Annotated in this window: 15 protein-coding genes; 5 read left to right on the top strand and 10 right to left on the bottom strand. The window is 61.5% G+C overall.

Features of this window, described 5'->3' with window-relative positions; genetic code table 11:
- Window positions 1-44: 44 nt before the first annotated feature.
- The 4 genes from trmB to WBB95_RS17455 form a co-directional block, all read right to left on the bottom strand.
- On the bottom strand, window positions 45-770 hold the full coding sequence (gene trmB / locus WBB95_RS17470; RefSeq protein ID WP_424488726.1) for a tRNA (guanosine(46)-N7)-methyltransferase TrmB: 726 nt from the start codon (window positions 768-770) through the stop codon (window positions 45-47).
- Window positions 771-779: 9 nt separating this feature from the next.
- On the bottom strand, window positions 780-1,574 hold the full coding sequence (locus WBB95_RS17465; protein ID WP_424488725.1) for a thiazole synthase: 795 nt from the start codon (window positions 1,572-1,574) through the stop codon (window positions 780-782).
- Between the two features lie 65 nt (window positions 1,575-1,639).
- Window positions 1,640-1,840, bottom strand: coding sequence for a sulfur carrier protein ThiS (gene thiS / locus WBB95_RS17460; protein WP_176438750.1), 201 nt, complete (start codon window positions 1,838-1,840; stop codon window positions 1,640-1,642).
- A 71-nt stretch (window positions 1,841-1,911) separates the two neighbouring features.
- Window positions 1,912-2,289 carry a DUF423 domain-containing protein gene (locus WBB95_RS17455; RefSeq protein WP_424488724.1) on the bottom strand — a complete coding sequence of 126 codons (378 nt, stop codon included), beginning with the start codon at window positions 2,287-2,289 and terminating at the stop codon, window positions 1,912-1,914.
- Between the two features lie 74 nt (window positions 2,290-2,363).
- Here WBB95_RS17455 and mtgA point away from each other — a divergent pair, with 74 nt between their 5' ends.
- Window positions 2,364-3,086, top strand: a complete 723-nt coding sequence (gene mtgA, locus WBB95_RS17450; RefSeq protein WP_424488723.1) for a monofunctional biosynthetic peptidoglycan transglycosylase — start codon at window positions 2,364-2,366, stop codon at window positions 3,084-3,086.
- 194 nt (window positions 3,087-3,280) lie between these two features.
- Here mtgA and rpoH read toward each other — a convergent pair whose 3' ends face one another.
- The 4 genes from rpoH to ftsY all read right to left on the bottom strand — a co-directional run bounded on the left by rpoH (window position 3,281) and on the right by ftsY (window position 7,404).
- Window positions 3,281-4,135, bottom strand: coding sequence for an RNA polymerase sigma factor RpoH (gene rpoH, locus WBB95_RS17445; protein WP_169376087.1), 855 nt, complete (start codon window positions 4,133-4,135; stop codon window positions 3,281-3,283).
- A gap of 139 nt (window positions 4,136-4,274) precedes the next feature.
- Window positions 4,275-5,297, bottom strand: coding sequence for a permease-like cell division protein FtsX (ftsX, locus tag WBB95_RS17440; RefSeq protein ID WP_424488722.1), 1,023 nt, complete (start codon window positions 5,295-5,297; stop codon window positions 4,275-4,277).
- A complete protein-coding gene (gene ftsE / locus WBB95_RS17435; RefSeq protein WP_003213784.1) occupies window positions 5,294-5,965 on the bottom strand; it encodes a cell division ATP-binding protein FtsE in 672 nt (223 codons plus the stop codon). The genes ftsX and ftsE overlap by 4 nt, the downstream gene beginning before the upstream one ends.
- Window positions 5,962-7,404, bottom strand: a complete 1,443-nt coding sequence (ftsY, locus tag WBB95_RS17430) for a signal recognition particle-docking protein FtsY (RefSeq protein WP_424488721.1) — start codon at window positions 7,402-7,404, stop codon at window positions 5,962-5,964. The genes ftsE and ftsY overlap by 4 nt, the downstream gene beginning before the upstream one ends.
- Window positions 7,405-7,742: 338 nt before the next feature.
- Between ftsY and WBB95_RS17425 the strand changes: the two genes are divergently transcribed.
- The 4 genes from WBB95_RS17425 to WBB95_RS17410 are packed head-to-tail and all read left to right on the top strand — an operon-like array spanning window position 7,743 to window position 12,246.
- Window positions 7,743-9,098 (top strand): M16 family metallopeptidase, encoded by a 1,356-nt coding sequence (locus tag WBB95_RS17425; RefSeq protein WP_094949172.1) that lies wholly within the window; start codon window positions 7,743-7,745, stop codon window positions 9,096-9,098.
- A complete protein-coding gene (locus WBB95_RS17420) occupies window positions 9,091-10,581 on the top strand; it encodes a M16 family metallopeptidase (RefSeq protein ID WP_424488720.1) in 1,491 nt (496 codons plus the stop codon). Before WBB95_RS17425 ends, WBB95_RS17420 begins: the two co-directional genes overlap by 8 nt.
- Window positions 10,581-11,198 (top strand): 16S rRNA (guanine(966)-N(2))-methyltransferase RsmD, encoded by a 618-nt coding sequence (rsmD, locus tag WBB95_RS17415; RefSeq protein WP_424488719.1) that lies wholly within the window; start codon window positions 10,581-10,583, stop codon window positions 11,196-11,198. The genes WBB95_RS17420 and rsmD overlap by 1 nt, the downstream gene beginning before the upstream one ends.
- A 52-nt stretch (window positions 11,199-11,250) precedes the next feature.
- The gene (locus WBB95_RS17410) at window positions 11,251-12,246 is read left to right on the top strand and encodes a hydrolase (protein WP_424488718.1); all 996 of its coding nucleotides are present in this window, start codon (window positions 11,251-11,253) and stop codon (window positions 12,244-12,246) included.
- A gap of 120 nt (window positions 12,247-12,366) precedes the next feature.
- Here the strand turns inward: WBB95_RS17410 and WBB95_RS17405 are convergent, their stop codons facing one another.
- Together WBB95_RS17405 and WBB95_RS17400 are read right to left on the bottom strand one after the other, a co-directional pair.
- Window positions 12,367-13,221 (bottom strand): sulfurtransferase, encoded by an 855-nt coding sequence (locus tag WBB95_RS17405; protein ID WP_424488717.1) that lies wholly within the window; start codon window positions 13,219-13,221, stop codon window positions 12,367-12,369.
- Window positions 13,222-13,254: 33 nt separating this feature from the next.
- Entirely contained in the window at window positions 13,255-13,926 is a 672-nt protein-coding gene (locus WBB95_RS17400) for a TetR/AcrR family transcriptional regulator (RefSeq protein WP_424488716.1), read from the bottom strand.
- Window positions 13,927-14,109 lie beyond the last annotated feature (183 nt).

Genomic DNA, 14,109 nt, shown 5'->3' with positions numbered 1-14,109 from the left:
CAAGCAGCTCGCACATTTTTGACCGCGTTCCAAGCCAGGGCTTATCAGTCGACCTTCTCGAACTTCAAATCCCAAACCCCATGCCCCAACCGCTCGCCGCGGCGTTCAAACTTGGTGATCGGACGCTCGGCCGGGCGTGGCACGCATTTGCCGTCTTCGGCCAGGTTGCGATAGCCCGGCGCGACATCCATCACTTCCAGCATGTATTCCGCGTACGGTTCCCAGTCGGTGGCCATGTGCAGGATGCCGCCCACTTTCAGCTTGCTGCGCACCAGTTCGGCGAATGAAGCCTGAACGATGCGGCGCTTGTGGTGGCGGGACTTGTGCCATGGGTCCGGGAAAAACAGCATCAGGCGGTCGAGGCTGTTGTCGGCGATGCAGCGGTTGAGCACTTCAATCGCATCGCAGTCGTAGACCCGCAGGTTGGTCAGGCCTTGAGTGAGCACGCCGTTGAGCAGCGCGCCAACACCCGGGCGGTGCACTTCCACACCGATAAAGTCCTGCTCCGGCGAGGCCTCGGCCATTTCCAACAGGGAATGGCCCATGCCGAAACCGATTTCCAGGGAACGCGGCGCCGAACGGCCAAACACTTGGTCGTAGTCCACCGGCGCGTCGGCCAGCGGCAATACGAACAGCGGCGTGCCTTGCTCCAGGCCTTTTTGCTGGCCTTCGGTCATGCGACCGGCACGCATCACAAAACTCTTGATGCGGCGGTGCTTGGACTCGTCGCCTTCTTCTACGGTGTTCGGCGTTTCGTTTGATTCAGTCATCAATGGCTCTTACTTGATCAGACCATCCAGCGGCGAGGAGGCGCTGGCATACAGTTTTTTCGGCATACGCCCGGCGAGGTAGGCCAGGCGGCCCGCGACGATGGCGTGGTTCATGGCTTCAGCCATCATGATCGGTTGCTGGGCATGGGCGATGGCCGAGTTCATCAGCACCGCGTCGCAGCCCAGTTCCATGGCGATGGTGGCGTCGGAGGCAGTGCCCACGCCCGCGTCCACCAGCACTGGAATCTTCGCTTCTTCGAGGATGATCTGCAGGTTGTACGGGTTGCAGATGCCCAGGCCGGACCCGATCAGGCCCGCCAGCGGCATCACCGCGATGCAGCCGATTTCCGCCAATTGGCGGGCAATAATCGGGTCATCACTGGTGTAGACCATCACGTCGAAGCCTTCCTTGACCAGCGTTTCGGCGGCCTTCAGGGTTTCGATCACGTTGGGGAACAGGGTCTTCTGGTCGGCCAGTACTTCCAGCTTCACCAGGTTATGGCCGTCGAGCAGCTCACGGGCCAGGCGGCAGGTGCGCACGGCTTCGATGGCGTCGTAACAACCGGCGGTGTTCGGCAAGAAGGTGTAGCGCTCCGGCGACAGCACGTCGAGCAGGTTCGGCTCGCCTTCGATCTGGCCCAGGTTGGTGCGGCGCACGGCGAAGGTAACGATCTCGGCACCCGAGGCTTCGATGGCCAGGCGGGTTTCTTCCATGTCGCGGTACTTGCCGGTGCCGACCAGCAGGCGGGACTGGTAGGTACGACCGGCCAGGACGAAGGGCTTGTCGCTACGGACGATGCTCATGGGAAATCCTCGAAATGGGGTGAGGTTCTGCAGAATTCGGGGTGGCGCGGTTGAGCGCCGGGCGACTAGCCGCCGCCGATGGCGTGCACCACTTCGACCTGGTCACCTTCGGTGAGCGCGGTCTCGGCGTGCTGACTACGCGGGACGATATCCAGGTTGAGTTCCACTGCAACGCGACGCCCGGTCAAGTCCAGACGGGTCAGCAGGGCCGCAACGGTTTCACCGTCGGGCAGTTCAAGGGATTCGCCGTTCAACTGAATGCGCATGCCGCGGGCCGCCATCGTTTTTAGGGGCCAGCATTCTAGCCCGATTGGCGTTGCCGGCCCAAGCCCCTCGGTCAGATGGCCTGCAAGCGCCACGCTGCCAAGCCGAGGAAAAACCAGCCAAGCAGGAACGCCAGCCCGCCAAACGGGGTGATGATGCCGAGCTTGCTGATACCGGTCAGCGTCAGCACGTACAAGCTGCCAGAGAACAGCAGGATGCCGACGGCAAACGAGATGCCTGCCCAGCTGACCAGTCGGCCAGGAATATGCGCCGCCAGCAACGCCACGCCGAACAACGCCAGGGCATGCACCAATTGATAGGTGACGCCGGTGTGAAAGATCGCCAGGTAGTCGGCACTCAGGCGGTTTTTCAGGCCATGGGCGGCGAAAGCGCCGAGGGCGACACCGGTGAAGCCGAAAAAGGCAGCCAGCATCAGAAAGCTACGCAGCATGAGGAACTCCAGTCAGACTCAAAGGGCGGTGTCTGTATAATGGCCCGCTCAACGGGTTCGGCCAAGCCATCTCTATGCTGCGTCTCCTCTTCAAACGCTTTCTCAAAGTCGTGAAATGGTTTGCCATCGGCAGCGTGCTGCTGGTGCTGCTGTTGCGTGTCGTGCCGCCGCCGTTCACGGCATTGATGGTGGAGCGCAAGATCGAATCCTGGGTCGACGGCGAACCTATCGATGTGCAGCGCACTTGGGTGGCGTGGGATGAGATCTCCGACGACCTCAAAGTGGCCGTGATGGCCGGCGAAGACCAGCGTTTCCCACAGCACTGGGGCTTTGATTTTGGTGCGATACAGGCAGCGATCCTGCACAACGAGCGCGGCGGTTCGATTCGCGGCGCGAGTACGTTGAGCCAGCAAGTGTCGAAAAACCTGTTCCTGTGGACCGGCCGCAGCTATTTGCGCAAGGGCCTGGAGGCGTGGTTTACCGGGCTGACCGAAGTGTTGTGGCCCAAGCAGCGAATTCTTGAGGTGTACCTCAACAGCGTGGAATGGGATGAAGGCGTGTTTGGCGCCGAGGCAGCAGCGCGACATCATTTTGGGGTGAGTGCCAAGGCGCTTTCCCGGCAACAGGCCAGTTACCTGGCGGCAGTGCTGCCTAACCCACGGGTGTGGAGTGCCAGCCATCCAACCGCGTATGTGGCACGGCGCGCGGCGTGGATTCGCCAGCAGATGAGTCAGTTGGGCGGGGATGGTTATCTGGTTGAGCTGAATAACTCGCGCAAGGCGCCATGGGCTGACTGACACACTGCAATACCAATGTGGGAGCTGGCTTGCCTGCGATAGCGGTGGGTCAATCGACACATGTGCTGGCTGATACTGCCTCATCGCAGGCAAGCCAGCTCCCACAGTAGACCGAGTTGAGTTTGATATTTTCGACTGCAAACAAAAATGCCCCGATCTCTCGATCGGGGCATTTTTGGTTTTATCGCAGCGCTTTAGGCGGCGATCGACAACTTCAGCTTGTTCATCGCGCTTTTCTCAAGCTGACGAATCCGCTCGGCCGACACGTTGTACTTCTGCGCCAGGTCGTGCAGCGTGGCTTTTTCTTCCGCCAGCCAGCGCTGGTAGAGGATGTCGCGGCTGCGGTCGTCCAGCACTTCCAGCGCTTCGTGCAGGTTGTGGTTGGAGTTGTCACTCCAGTCCGCATCCTCCAGTTGACGCGCCGGGTCGTACCGGTGGTCTTCCAGGTAGTTGGCCGGCGATTGAAAGGCGCTGTCGTCGTCCGCTTCGGCGGCCGGGTCGAAGGCCATGTCATGGCCCGTCAGGCGGCTTTCCATCTCGCGCACTTCACGCGGCTCCACGCCGAGGCTTTCGGCCACGCGGTGGACTTCCTCGTTGTTCAGCCACGCCAGGCGTTTTTTCTGGCTGCGCAGGTTGAAGAACAGCTTGCGCTGGGCCTTGGTGGTGGCCACTTTCACGATGCGCCAGTTGCGCAGGATGAATTCGTGGATTTCCGCCTTGATCCAGTGCACGGCAAACGACACCAGGCGCACGCCCATCTCAGGGTTGAAGCGCTTTACAGCCTTCATCAGGCCGACGTTGCCTTCCTGGATCAGGTCAGCCTGGGCCAGGCCATAGCCGCTATAGCTACGGGCGATATGTACGACAAAACGCAGGTGGGCGAGCACCATCTGCCGAGCCGCCCCCAAATCCTGCTCATAGTAGAGACTCTCGGCCAGTTCACGCTCCTGCTCCGGCGTCAGCAATGGAATGCTGTTGACCGTGTGCACATAAGCTTCCAGGTTCGCACCAGGAGCCAAGGCATAGACAGGTTGCAAAGAAGTGGTCATACGAAAAAACCTCCGACTCACATAACTCGTGCAGTTCAGCACTGCGAAAATTGACCGGGAACCGTAGGACAAGTTCCCTAAACCACCAATACGGTCAATACAAACGAAACCACATTAATCAGGCATTAACGCCTTCAAACTACTTCGGTGCCAGCTCTCGTAAATGGCGTGCTACCGCAATCCAAGCACCGATATACCCCAACAGGACCGCGCCAAGCAAGAGACTCAGACCATCGGCTACCGGCACCCCGGCCAGCGCAAAATCACTGCCGTACAAGCCGGCAAGCCCGATAACCGCGTCGTTCAGCCAGTCCAGGCCAAATGCCAGCACGCCCCAGGACAAAACCCCGGCGCCCAAGCCATACAGCGCGCCCATGTACAGAAAAGGACGACGCACATAGCTGTCCGTGCCGCCGACCAGTTTAATCACTTCTATCTCGGTGCGACGGTTTTCGATATGAAGACGAATGGTATTACCTATCACCAAAAGTAATGCAGACACCAACAGCACCGTCAGGCCAAACACAAAGCGGTCGCCGAGCTTGAGGATCGCCGCCAGGCGCTCTACCCAGACTAGATCAAGTTGTGCCTGTTGCACCTTGGGCATCTCTGCGAGTTTTTGTCGCAGGGCTTCAAGGGCTGGCTTGTCGACTTCATTCGGCGTCACCAACACCACGCCCGGCAGCGGGTTTTGCGGCAGCTCTTTCAGCGCCTCGCCCAGGCCGGACTGCTGCTGGAACTCTTCCAGGGCCTGGTCGCGGCTGATGTACTCAGCCTCCGCCACACCCGGCAAGTTCTTGATGTCATCACGCAAGGACTCGCCGTCTTTGGCGCTGGCGTCGATATTCAGGTAGAGGGAAATCTGCGCCGCACGCTGCCAGGAGCCGCCCAGGCGCTCCACATTATTAAGCAGCAGCGACAACCCCATCGGCAGGCTCAAGGCCACGGCCATTACCAGGCAGGTGAAAAAGCTGCCAATCGGCTGCTTGCCCAGGCGGCGCAGGCTGTCGAGCAGGCTGGCGCGGTGGCTTTCGATCCAGGCGCGCAGCAGGGTGCTGAAGTCCGGACCGTCGTCTTCGTCGCGTTTTTTCTTCTGCGGTTGCGGATCGGCCGCTTTTGGCGCCACGCGCTCCGAAACTTTAGGGCTGCGGGTTGCACTCATACGCCGGCCTCCCCGTCGCCGATCAGGCGGCCGCGTTGCAAGGTCAGCATGCGATGGCGCATACGCGCGATCAGCGCCAGGTCGTGGCTGGCGATCAACACGCTGGTGCCCAGACGGTTGATGTCTTCAAACACACCCATGATCTCGGCCGCCAGGCGCGGGTCGAGGTTACCGGTAGGTTCGTCCGCCAGCAGCAACGCCGGGCGGTGCACGATGGCGCGGGCAATACCGACGCGCTGTTGCTGGCCGGTGGACAGGTCGCCTGGGTAAAGATCGGTCTTGTCCGACAGCGCCACGCGCTCCAGGGCCGAATCCACACGCTTGACGATTTCAGCCTTGGACAGCCCAAGAATCTGCAGCGGCAAGGCAATGTTATTGAACACGGTGCGATCAAACAGCAGCTGGTGGTTCTGGAACACCACGCCGATCTGGCGACGCAGAAACGGAATCTGCGCATTGCTGATGGTCGCCAGGTCCTGGCCGGCCAGCAGCAGCTTGCCGGTGGTCGGGCGTTCCATCGCCAGCAGCAGGCGCAGCAGCGTGCTTTTGCCGGCGCCGGAGTGCCCGGTCACGAACAAAAACTCGCCCCGCCGTACGCGAAAGCTCAGCTCATGCAAGCCCACATGCCCGTTGGCATAGCGTTTACCGACCTGTTCGAATCGAATCATGAACGCTCCCGCTCGGCAAACAGTGCCTGTACAAAGGGTTCGGCTTCAAACGTACGCAGGTCGTCGATGCCTTCACCGACGCCGATGTAACGAATCGGCAACCCGAACTGTTTGGCCAGGGCAAAGATCACGCCGCCCTTGGCCGTGCCGTCGAGCTTAGTCAATGCCAGGCCGGTCAGCTGCACCGTCTGGTTGAATTGTTTGGCCTGGCTGATGGCGTTCTGACCAGTACCGGCGTCGAGCACCAGCAACACTTCGTGCGGCGCCTCGGCGTCGAGCTTGCTGATCACGCGGCGGACTTTCTTCAGCTCTTCCATCAAATTGTCTTTGGTGTGCAGGCGACCGGCGGTGTCGGCGATCAGCACGTCGATATTGCGCGCCTTGGCGGCTTGCACGGCATCAAAGATCACTGAGGCAGAATCGGCGCCCGTGTGTTGGGCGATCACCGGGATCTTGTTGCGCTCGCCCCAGACTTGCAGCTGCTCCACGGCGGCGGCACGGAAGGTATCACCGGCGGCCAGCATGACTTTCTTGCCTTCCAGCTGCAGCTTCTTGGCCAGTTTGCCGATGGTGGTGGTCTTGCCGGCACCGTTGACACCCACTACCAGGATCACGAACGGCTTGTTCGGGGTGATCACCAGCGGCGCTTCCACGGGTTTGAGCATCGCGGCGAGTTCGGCCTGCAGGGATTTGTACAGCGCGTCCGCGTCGGTCAGCTGCTTGCGCGCGACCTTCTGGGTCAGGCTCTGAATAATCACGGCCGTGGCTTCGACGCCCACGTCGGCGGTGAGCAGGCGGGTTTCGATGTCTTCCAGCAGCTCGTCATCAATGACTTTTTTGCCCAGGAACAGGCTGGCCATGCCTTCGCCAATGCTGGCGCTGGTCTTGCTCAGGCCTTGCTTGAGGCGGGCGAAGAAGCCGGTCTTGCTGGTTTCGACGACAGGCTCATCGGCGACGGGCGGCTCGATAACGGCAGGCGCAGCCACGACGACAGGGGCAGGCGTTGGCGTTGGCTCAACAATCGGCGGCGCAGGGGTTTCGATGACGGGCGGTGCTTCGACCACAACGTCTGGCTCGACCACGACCGGAATCGGCGGCGTGACGTGCTCGGCCTGTACATCCTCAACCAGCGCCACAGGCTCTTCGGCCACCGGCAGTTCCAGCCACGGTTTGTGCTCTGGCTCTTGCTCTGGTTCCGGCTCCGGCTCTGGCTCAACCTCGGCCACCGGCTGCAACACGGGCTCGGCCATCGGCAACACGATCGGCGCCGGCGTTTCAGCAACCGGCTCGGCTTCCACTACGGGCTCAGGGATAGGCTCAGGTTGAGCCTGTGGCTGTTCGACGACGGTTTCCTGCGGCTTTTTGCGCAGCCATCCGAACAGGCCTTTTTTCTCGCCAGCCGCAGCTGGGCTCTTCTTGTCGTCGTTGGAACCAAACATGGAGGACGGCTATCTCAAAGTAGCGATGCGCCAGGGCGCCTCGGTAAATAAATTCGATGCAGAACAGACTGCTTTAAAGCTCGCTTGTTCATGCGCAACATTTTGTAAGGCGTAAATAAAGGCCTTAACGAATCGTTTCAATAAAGGACTGAAGCGATAAAATCGGCGAAAAGTGGAAGATCGTCGGGGAAACCCACGCTCTATTCCAGCATTCCTACGACTGGATCCAGGACAAGATGACTGCCGCAGTGGCCGTCCCTAAATCGGATCAGTATCCTAGCACCTCCTCGCCCGCCGACGCTAAGACCTAGCGGGCAGCCCAACAGGTTTAAAAACGAATGAATGCTCTAGCCCGCCGCGCTGCAGGCCTGCTGTTCAGCACAGTTTGTCTGCCCCTTTCAGCCTTGGCTGCCGACCCACAACCCACCCATGAATTCACCCTGGATAACGGCCTTAAAGTGGTCGTGCGCGAAGATCATCGCGCGCCGGTGGTGGTTTCCCAAGTCTGGTACAAGGTCGGTTCGAGCTACGAAACCCCGGGCCAGACCGGTTTGTCCCACGCCCTGGAACACATGATGTTCAAGGGCAGCGCCAAAGTCGGCCCCGGCGAAGCCTCGCTGATCCTGCGCGACCTGGGCGCCGAAGAAAATGCGTTCACCAGCGATGACTACACCGCCTACTACCAAGTGCTGGCCCGCGACCGCTTGGGCGTCGCCTTCGAGCTCGAAGCCGACCGCATGGCCAGCCTGCGCCTGCCGGCCGACGAGTTCAGCCGCGAAATCGAGGTCATCAAAGAAGAACGCCGCCTGCGCACCGACGACAACCCGATGTCCAAGGCCTACGAGCGCTTCAAGGCCATGGCCTACCCGGCCAGCGGCTACCACACGCCGACCATCGGCTGGATGGCCGACCTTGAGCGCATGAAAGTCGAAGAACTGCGCCACTGGTACCAGTCCTGGTACGTGCCGAACAACGCCACGCTGGTGGTGGTTGGCGACGTGACCCCGGACGAGGTGAAGAACCTGGCCCAGCGCTACTTCGGCCCGATTCCCAAGCGTGACGTGCCACCGGCCAAGATCCCGCTGGAACTGGCCGAGCCCGGCGAGCGCTTGCTGACCCTGCACGTGCAGACCCAATTGCCGAGCGTGATCCTCGGTTTCAACGTCCCTGGCCTGGCCACCGCCGAAGACAAACGTTCGGTTCAAGCCCTGCGCTTGCTCTCGGCGTTGCTGGATGGCGGCTACAGCGCGCGGATTTCCGAGCAACTGGAACGCGGTGAAGAACTGGTCTCTGCAGCCTCCACCAGCTACGACGCCTACACCCGTGGCGACAGCCTGTTCACCCTGACGGCCACCCCGAACCAGCAGAAGAAAAAGACCATTGCCCAAGCCGAAGCCGGCCTGTGGCGCCTGCTGGACGAATTGAAAGCCAAACCGCCGACCACCGAAGAACTGGAGCGTATCCGCGCCCAAGTGATTGCCGGCGTGGTCTACCAGCGCGACTCCATCACCAGCCAGGCCACGGCCATCGGCTCGCTGGAAACCGTCGGCCTGTCCTGGAAACTCATGGACACCGAACTGGCTGATCTGCAAAGCGTGACCCCGGAAGATATCCAGAAGGCTGCACGTACCTATTTCACCCGCGAACGTCTGAGCGTCGCCCATGTTTTGCCTGAGGAGACCGCTCATGAGTGATCGTAAAAGCAGCCGCCTGATCCTGCCCGGCCTGATCGTCGTCACCCTGATCGCCGCCAGCGCCGTGTACTTTCTGCGCCCAAGCGAGTCCGTCGCCAGCCCGGCGCTGGACAAGGCGCAATCGGCCAACAAACTGCAATCCCTGGCAGAACTGGACGGCAAGAACCCGACCAACCGCACGCTCGACGTGCAAACCTGGACCACCGCCGAAGGCGCCAAGGTGCTGTTCGTCGAAGCCCATGAACTGCCGATGTTCGACATGCGCATCCTGTTCGCCGCCGGCAGCAGCCAGGACGGCAATACCCCTGGCGTAGCCCTGCTGACCAACGCCATGCTCAATGAAGGCGTGCCGGGCAAGGACGTCAGCCAGATCGCCAGCGGCTTTGAAGGCCTGGGCGCCGACTTCGGCAATGGCGCTTACCGCGACATGGCGCTGGTGTCCTTGCGCAGCCTGAGTGACAGCGACAAGCGCGATGCCGCCCTGGCACTGTTTGACGATGTGATCGGCAAGCCGACCTTCCCGGCCGACTCACTGGCGCGGATCAAGAACCAGATCCTCGCCGGCTTTGAATACCAGAAACAGAACCCGGCCAAGCTGGCCAGCCTTGAGCTGTTCAAGCGCCTGTACGGCGACCACCCTTATGCGCACCCGAGCGAAGGCACGCCTGAAAGTGTTCCGGCGATCACCCTCGCGCAATTGCAGGCCTTTCACGCCAAGGCGTATGCCGCAGGCAATGCCGTGATTGCCGTGGTGGGCGACCTGACCCGCGCCGAGGCTGAAGCCATGACGGCCAAGGTGTCGGCGTCGCTGCCCAAAGGCCCGGCGCTGGCCAAGATCGCCCAACCCACCGAACCGAAAGCCGGTTTGAGCCATATCGAGTTCCCGTCCAAGCAGACGCACCTGTTGTTCGCGCAACTGGGTATCGACCGCGCCGACCCGGACTACGCAGCCTTGTCCCTGGGCAACCAGATCCTCGGCGGCGGCGGCTTCGGCACGCGCTTGATGAGCGAAGTGCGCGAGAAACGCGGCTTGACCTACGGCGTCTACTCCGGCTTCTCGCCGATGCAGGTGCGTGGCCCGTTCATGATCAACCTGCAGACCCGCGCCGAAATGAGCGGCGGCACCCTGCGCCTGGTGGAAGACGTGCTGGCTGACTACCTCAAGACCGGCCCGACGCAAAAAGAACTGGATGACGCCAAGCGCGAGCTGGCGGGCAGCTTCCCGCTGTCCACCGCAAGCAACGCGGATATCGTTGGACAGCTGGGCGCCATGGGTTTCTACAACCTGCCGCTGAGCTATCTGGAAGATTTCATGAAACAATCCCAGGCCCTGACCGTAGAGCAGGTCAAGGCTGCCATGAATAAACACTTGAGCGCCGACAAGATGGTCATCGTGACCGCCGGCCCGACGATTGCGCAAAAGCCACTACCGCCCCCCACTGATAAACCTGCCGAGCAGCCGCTCGGGGTTCCGGAGCATTAATGGCCAGTTCATCTCGCCCGAAAAAACCTGTCCACAACGTGCATAACGGTGTGGGCCAACTACGCATCATTGGTGGCGAATGGGGCAGCCGCAAGCTGAGCTTCCCCGACGTCGTAGGCCTGCGCCCGACGCCAGACCGTGTGCGTGAAACCCTGTTCAACTGGCTCGCGCCGTACATCGCGGGCGCCAAGGTACTGGACCCGTTTGCCGGCAGTGGCGCGCTGTTCCTCGAAGCGCTGTCCCGTGGCGCGGCCCAGGCCCAGGCGCTGGATGCCAGCAACGTAGCGGTTTCCAGCCTCAAGGAACACTTGGGCACCCTGCGCTGCACCAACGGCCAAGTGCAGACCGCAGACGCGTTGCGCTACCTGGAAACCCAGGCCGCCAGCGAATATGACGTGGTGTTCCTCGACCCGCCGTTCAACCAGAACCTGCTGCCGACCGTGTGTGCCTTGCTGGAAGAGCGCCAATGGCTGGCGCCGGATGCGTGGATCTACACTGAAAGCGAGACCGCGCCGTCTACCCTCGGCCTGCCGGGCGCCTGGCGCCTGCACCGGGAACAGAAGTCCGGCCGGGTGTATTACGCGCTGTGGCACCGTTTCGTCGAAAGCGCTGCCTGATCTGAAATAAGCGCGCCCGCCAACAGCGGGCGCGCTCGGCACAGAGAACGTCATGACCCCCAGCGCTGAAACATTCACCCCCGCCTTCGGCCTCGGCAACCCTCACCTGCAAACGCTGTGGGGCCCGCTGTGGCGCCCTACCACCCATATCGAACGCCAGCGTGAACGCCTGTGGCTGGACGACGGTGACTTTCTCGACCTCGACTGGCATGGCCCCCATGACGCGCAAGCGCCATTGGTGCTGGTGTTGCATGGGCTGACAGGTTCGTCCAATTCGCCTTACGTGGCCGGCTTGCAAAAGGTCCTTGCCACCCAAGGCTGGGCCAGCGCGGCGCTGAACTGGCGCGGCTGCTCGGGCGAGCCGAACCTGTTGGCGCGCAGCTATCACTCGGGCGCCAGCGAAGACCTGGCGGCGGCGATTGCACACCTGCGCGCCAAGCGGCCCTTGGCGCCGCTGTACGCGGTGGGTTATTCGCTGGGGGGCAATGTGCTGCTCAAGCACCTGGGGGAAACCGGCGCGGCATCAGGGCTGCAAGGCGCGGCTGCGGTGTCGGTGCCGTTTCGCCTGGACCAATGCGCGGACCGTATCGGGCTGGGGTTTTCGCGGATTTATCAAAAGCACTTCATGCGCGAGATGCTCGCGTATATCCGCGTCAAGCAAAGCCGCTTTCTGCAGGACGGTCGCGCCGACGGGCTGAAAACCCTGGAAGACCTCGGTTCACTGGAAAAGATGCGCACATTCTGGGACTTCGACGGGCGAGTCACCGCGCCGCTGCACGGGTTCCTGAGTGCCGAGGACTATTACCGCCGCGCGTCGAGCCGTTACTACCTGGGTGAAATTCGCACGCCGACCCTGATTATCCAGGCGGCGGATGACCCGTTCGTGTTCGCGCACAGCCTGCCCGAGGCCAGCGAACTGTCGGATTGCACCGAGTTTGAACTGCTGGCCAAAGGCGGGCATGTGGGGTTTGTGGAGGGCTCGCTGAAGCAACCGGGCTACTACCTGGAACGCCGCATTCCCCAGTGGTTACTGGCACAACACGGTTAAACATGTGGGAGCTGGCTTGCCTGCGATAGCGGTGTGCCAGCCAATCATCAGGTGACTGACACGCCCTCATCGCAGGCAAACCAGCTCCCACATTTTGATCGGGTTTACAGCTCCGAAAATTCAGTCGCCCGTCGCAACTCCCCGCGCCGGATCGGTAATCCACTCGCTCCACGACCCCGCATACAACTTGCCCAACGGATAACCCGCCAAACTCAAGGCAAACAGGTTGTGGCAGGCCGTCACGCCCGAGCCGCAATACGCCACCAGCTCATCCGGCGAACGGCCCTGCAACTGTGCGGCAAAACGCTGCTTGAGCTGTTCGGCCGGAAGGAAACGCCCGTCGCTGCCCAGGTTTTCGCTGAAGGCTGCACATTGCGCCCCCGGGATATGCCCGGCGATCGGGTCGATGGGCTCCACGTCGCCACGAAAACGCGCCTGGGCGCGGGCATCGATCAACGTCAGGCCCGGCTGGCCCAGGCGTTTTTGCAGGTGCTCGGCGTCCAGCAGCAGGTGATTGTCCGGCGTCCCGGTAAACGTACCCGGCTCAATCACCGGTGCGTCCAGGCTCAGCGGGAAACCCGCGGTGTGCCAGGCCTTGAGGCCTCCGTCGAGGATAAACACACCCTCACGCTTGCCCAGCCAGGCCAGCAGCCACCAGGCGCGGGCGGCATAGGCGCCGGGGCCGTCGTCATACAGCACGATGTCCGTGCCGGCGTTGATGCCCCAGGCGCGCAGTTGCGCGGCGAAGGTGTCCGCCGCCGGCAAGGGATGACGCCCGGTCACGCCTTTGGTCACCGGGCCGCTCAGATGGCGCTCCAGGTCGGCGTATTGCGCACCCTCGATATGCCCTTCGGCATAGCTGCAGAGCCCGTAGTCCGGGTCTTCCAGGGCAAAACGGCAATCGAGTATCACCAGCCCGCCACGTTGTTGGCGCTCGGCCAGTGACTGGGGGCTGATCAGTTGGGCAAGCGGCATGACGGGCTCCTGTGAACAGATTCGGGAAAGGTCCTACTTCACTTCTTCCAGTGCCTGGTTCAGCGGCACGTAAAACTCTTTGAACAAGGCATCCACCGCCGCTTTCGCCTGCGGCGTGACAAACCCGGCTTCCAGCACCAGCACCTGATACACCCCGCGTTTGATCGCTTCGGCGCTCAAGTGGGCAGAATTTTCATTGGTGGTGCACAGGAACCGCACCCAGGAGGTGAGGATGATCCACGCATTGAGGGTCAGGGCTTCGGTTTGCACCGGGTCCATATTGAGAATGCCGGCGTCGACAAACCCTTGGTAAATGGCACCGCCCTGGGTCAGGCAGCGCTGGGAAAACCGTCGGTAGCCGGTGGCCAGTTCCGGGTCGTTTTCCAGCAAGTGTTCGAGGTCGCGGTGCAGGAAACGGTAGCGCCACATGCCGGCCAATACGGCCTGCAGGTAAAAACGCTTGTCTTCGATGGTGACGGCGCGGCCTTGGGGTGGGCGCAGGAAACTGTCCACCAGGGCTTCGTACTCACGAAACAGCACGGCGATGATCGCCTGCTTGTTGGGGAAGTGGTAGTACAGGTTGCCCGGGGAAATTTCCATATGGGCGGCGATGTGGTTGGTGCTGACACTGCGTTCGCCCTGCTGGTTAAAGAGCTCCAGGCTGGTTTGCACAATGCGCTCGCTGGTCTTTACTCGTGGTGCCATGGGAAATCAACTTCTAGACCCGTGATGGCGGCATCTTACGGACTATCCTTGTCCGGATAAATCGGCACGTTGTGCAATGTTATTTGACAATTTAGAGCAATGACTCTAAAAACTGAAGCATTCCAATAACAATCGGGAACTTCGCCATGTCTGCCAACGTTGCCTACCTGCAAGATTCCCAGG

The sequence above is a fragment of the Pseudomonas sp. genome, assembly GCF_049645325.1.
Lineage (GTDB): Bacteria > Pseudomonadota > Gammaproteobacteria > Pseudomonadales > Pseudomonadaceae > Aquipseudomonas.
The sequence above is the reverse complement of the archived record's forward strand: the minus strand, read 5'-3'. Positions and strand labels throughout refer to the sequence as shown.

Excerpts from the sequence above, each read along its gene's own strand:
- thiS (WP_176438750.1), bottom strand. The coding sequence starts at position 1,840 with ATGCGCATTCAGTTGAACGGCGAATCCCTTGAACTGCCCGACGGTGAA.
- WBB95_RS17420 (WP_424488720.1), top strand. The coding sequence starts at position 9,091 with ATGAGTGATCGTAAAAGCAGCCGCCTGATCCTGCCCGGCCTGATCGTC.
- WBB95_RS17455 (WP_424488724.1), bottom strand. The coding sequence starts at position 2,289 with ATGCTGCGTAGCTTTCTGATGCTGGCTGCCTTTTTCGGCTTCACCGGT.
- ftsY (WP_424488721.1), bottom strand. The coding sequence starts at position 7,404 with ATGTTTGGTTCCAACGACGACAAGAAGAGCCCAGCTGCGGCTGGCGAG.
- mtgA (WP_424488723.1), top strand. The coding sequence starts at position 2,364 with ATGCTGCGTCTCCTCTTCAAACGCTTTCTCAAAGTCGTGAAATGGTTT.
- ftsE (WP_003213784.1), bottom strand. The coding sequence starts at position 5,965 with ATGATTCGATTCGAACAGGTCGGTAAACGCTATGCCAACGGGCATGTG.
- WBB95_RS17465 (WP_424488725.1), bottom strand. The coding sequence starts at position 1,574 with ATGAGCATCGTCCGTAGCGACAAGCCCTTCGTCCTGGCCGGTCGTACC.
- WBB95_RS17400 (WP_424488716.1), bottom strand. The coding sequence starts at position 13,926 with ATGGCACCACGAGTAAAGACCAGCGAGCGCATTGTGCAAACCAGCCTG.
- rpoH (WP_169376087.1), bottom strand. The coding sequence starts at position 4,135 with ATGACCACTTCTTTGCAACCTGTCTATGCCTTGGCTCCTGGTGCGAAC.
- WBB95_RS17405 (WP_424488717.1), bottom strand. The coding sequence starts at position 13,221 with ATGCCGCTTGCCCAACTGATCAGCCCCCAGTCACTGGCCGAGCGCCAA.
- WBB95_RS17410 (WP_424488718.1), top strand. The coding sequence starts at position 11,251 with ATGACCCCCAGCGCTGAAACATTCACCCCCGCCTTCGGCCTCGGCAAC.
- rsmD (WP_424488719.1), top strand. The coding sequence starts at position 10,581 with ATGGCCAGTTCATCTCGCCCGAAAAAACCTGTCCACAACGTGCATAAC.
- trmB (WP_424488726.1), bottom strand. The coding sequence starts at position 770 with ATGACTGAATCAAACGAAACGCCGAACACCGTAGAAGAAGGCGACGAG.
- WBB95_RS17425 (WP_094949172.1), top strand. The coding sequence starts at position 7,743 with ATGAATGCTCTAGCCCGCCGCGCTGCAGGCCTGCTGTTCAGCACAGTT.
- ftsX (WP_424488722.1), bottom strand. The coding sequence starts at position 5,297 with ATGAGTGCAACCCGCAGCCCTAAAGTTTCGGAGCGCGTGGCGCCAAAA.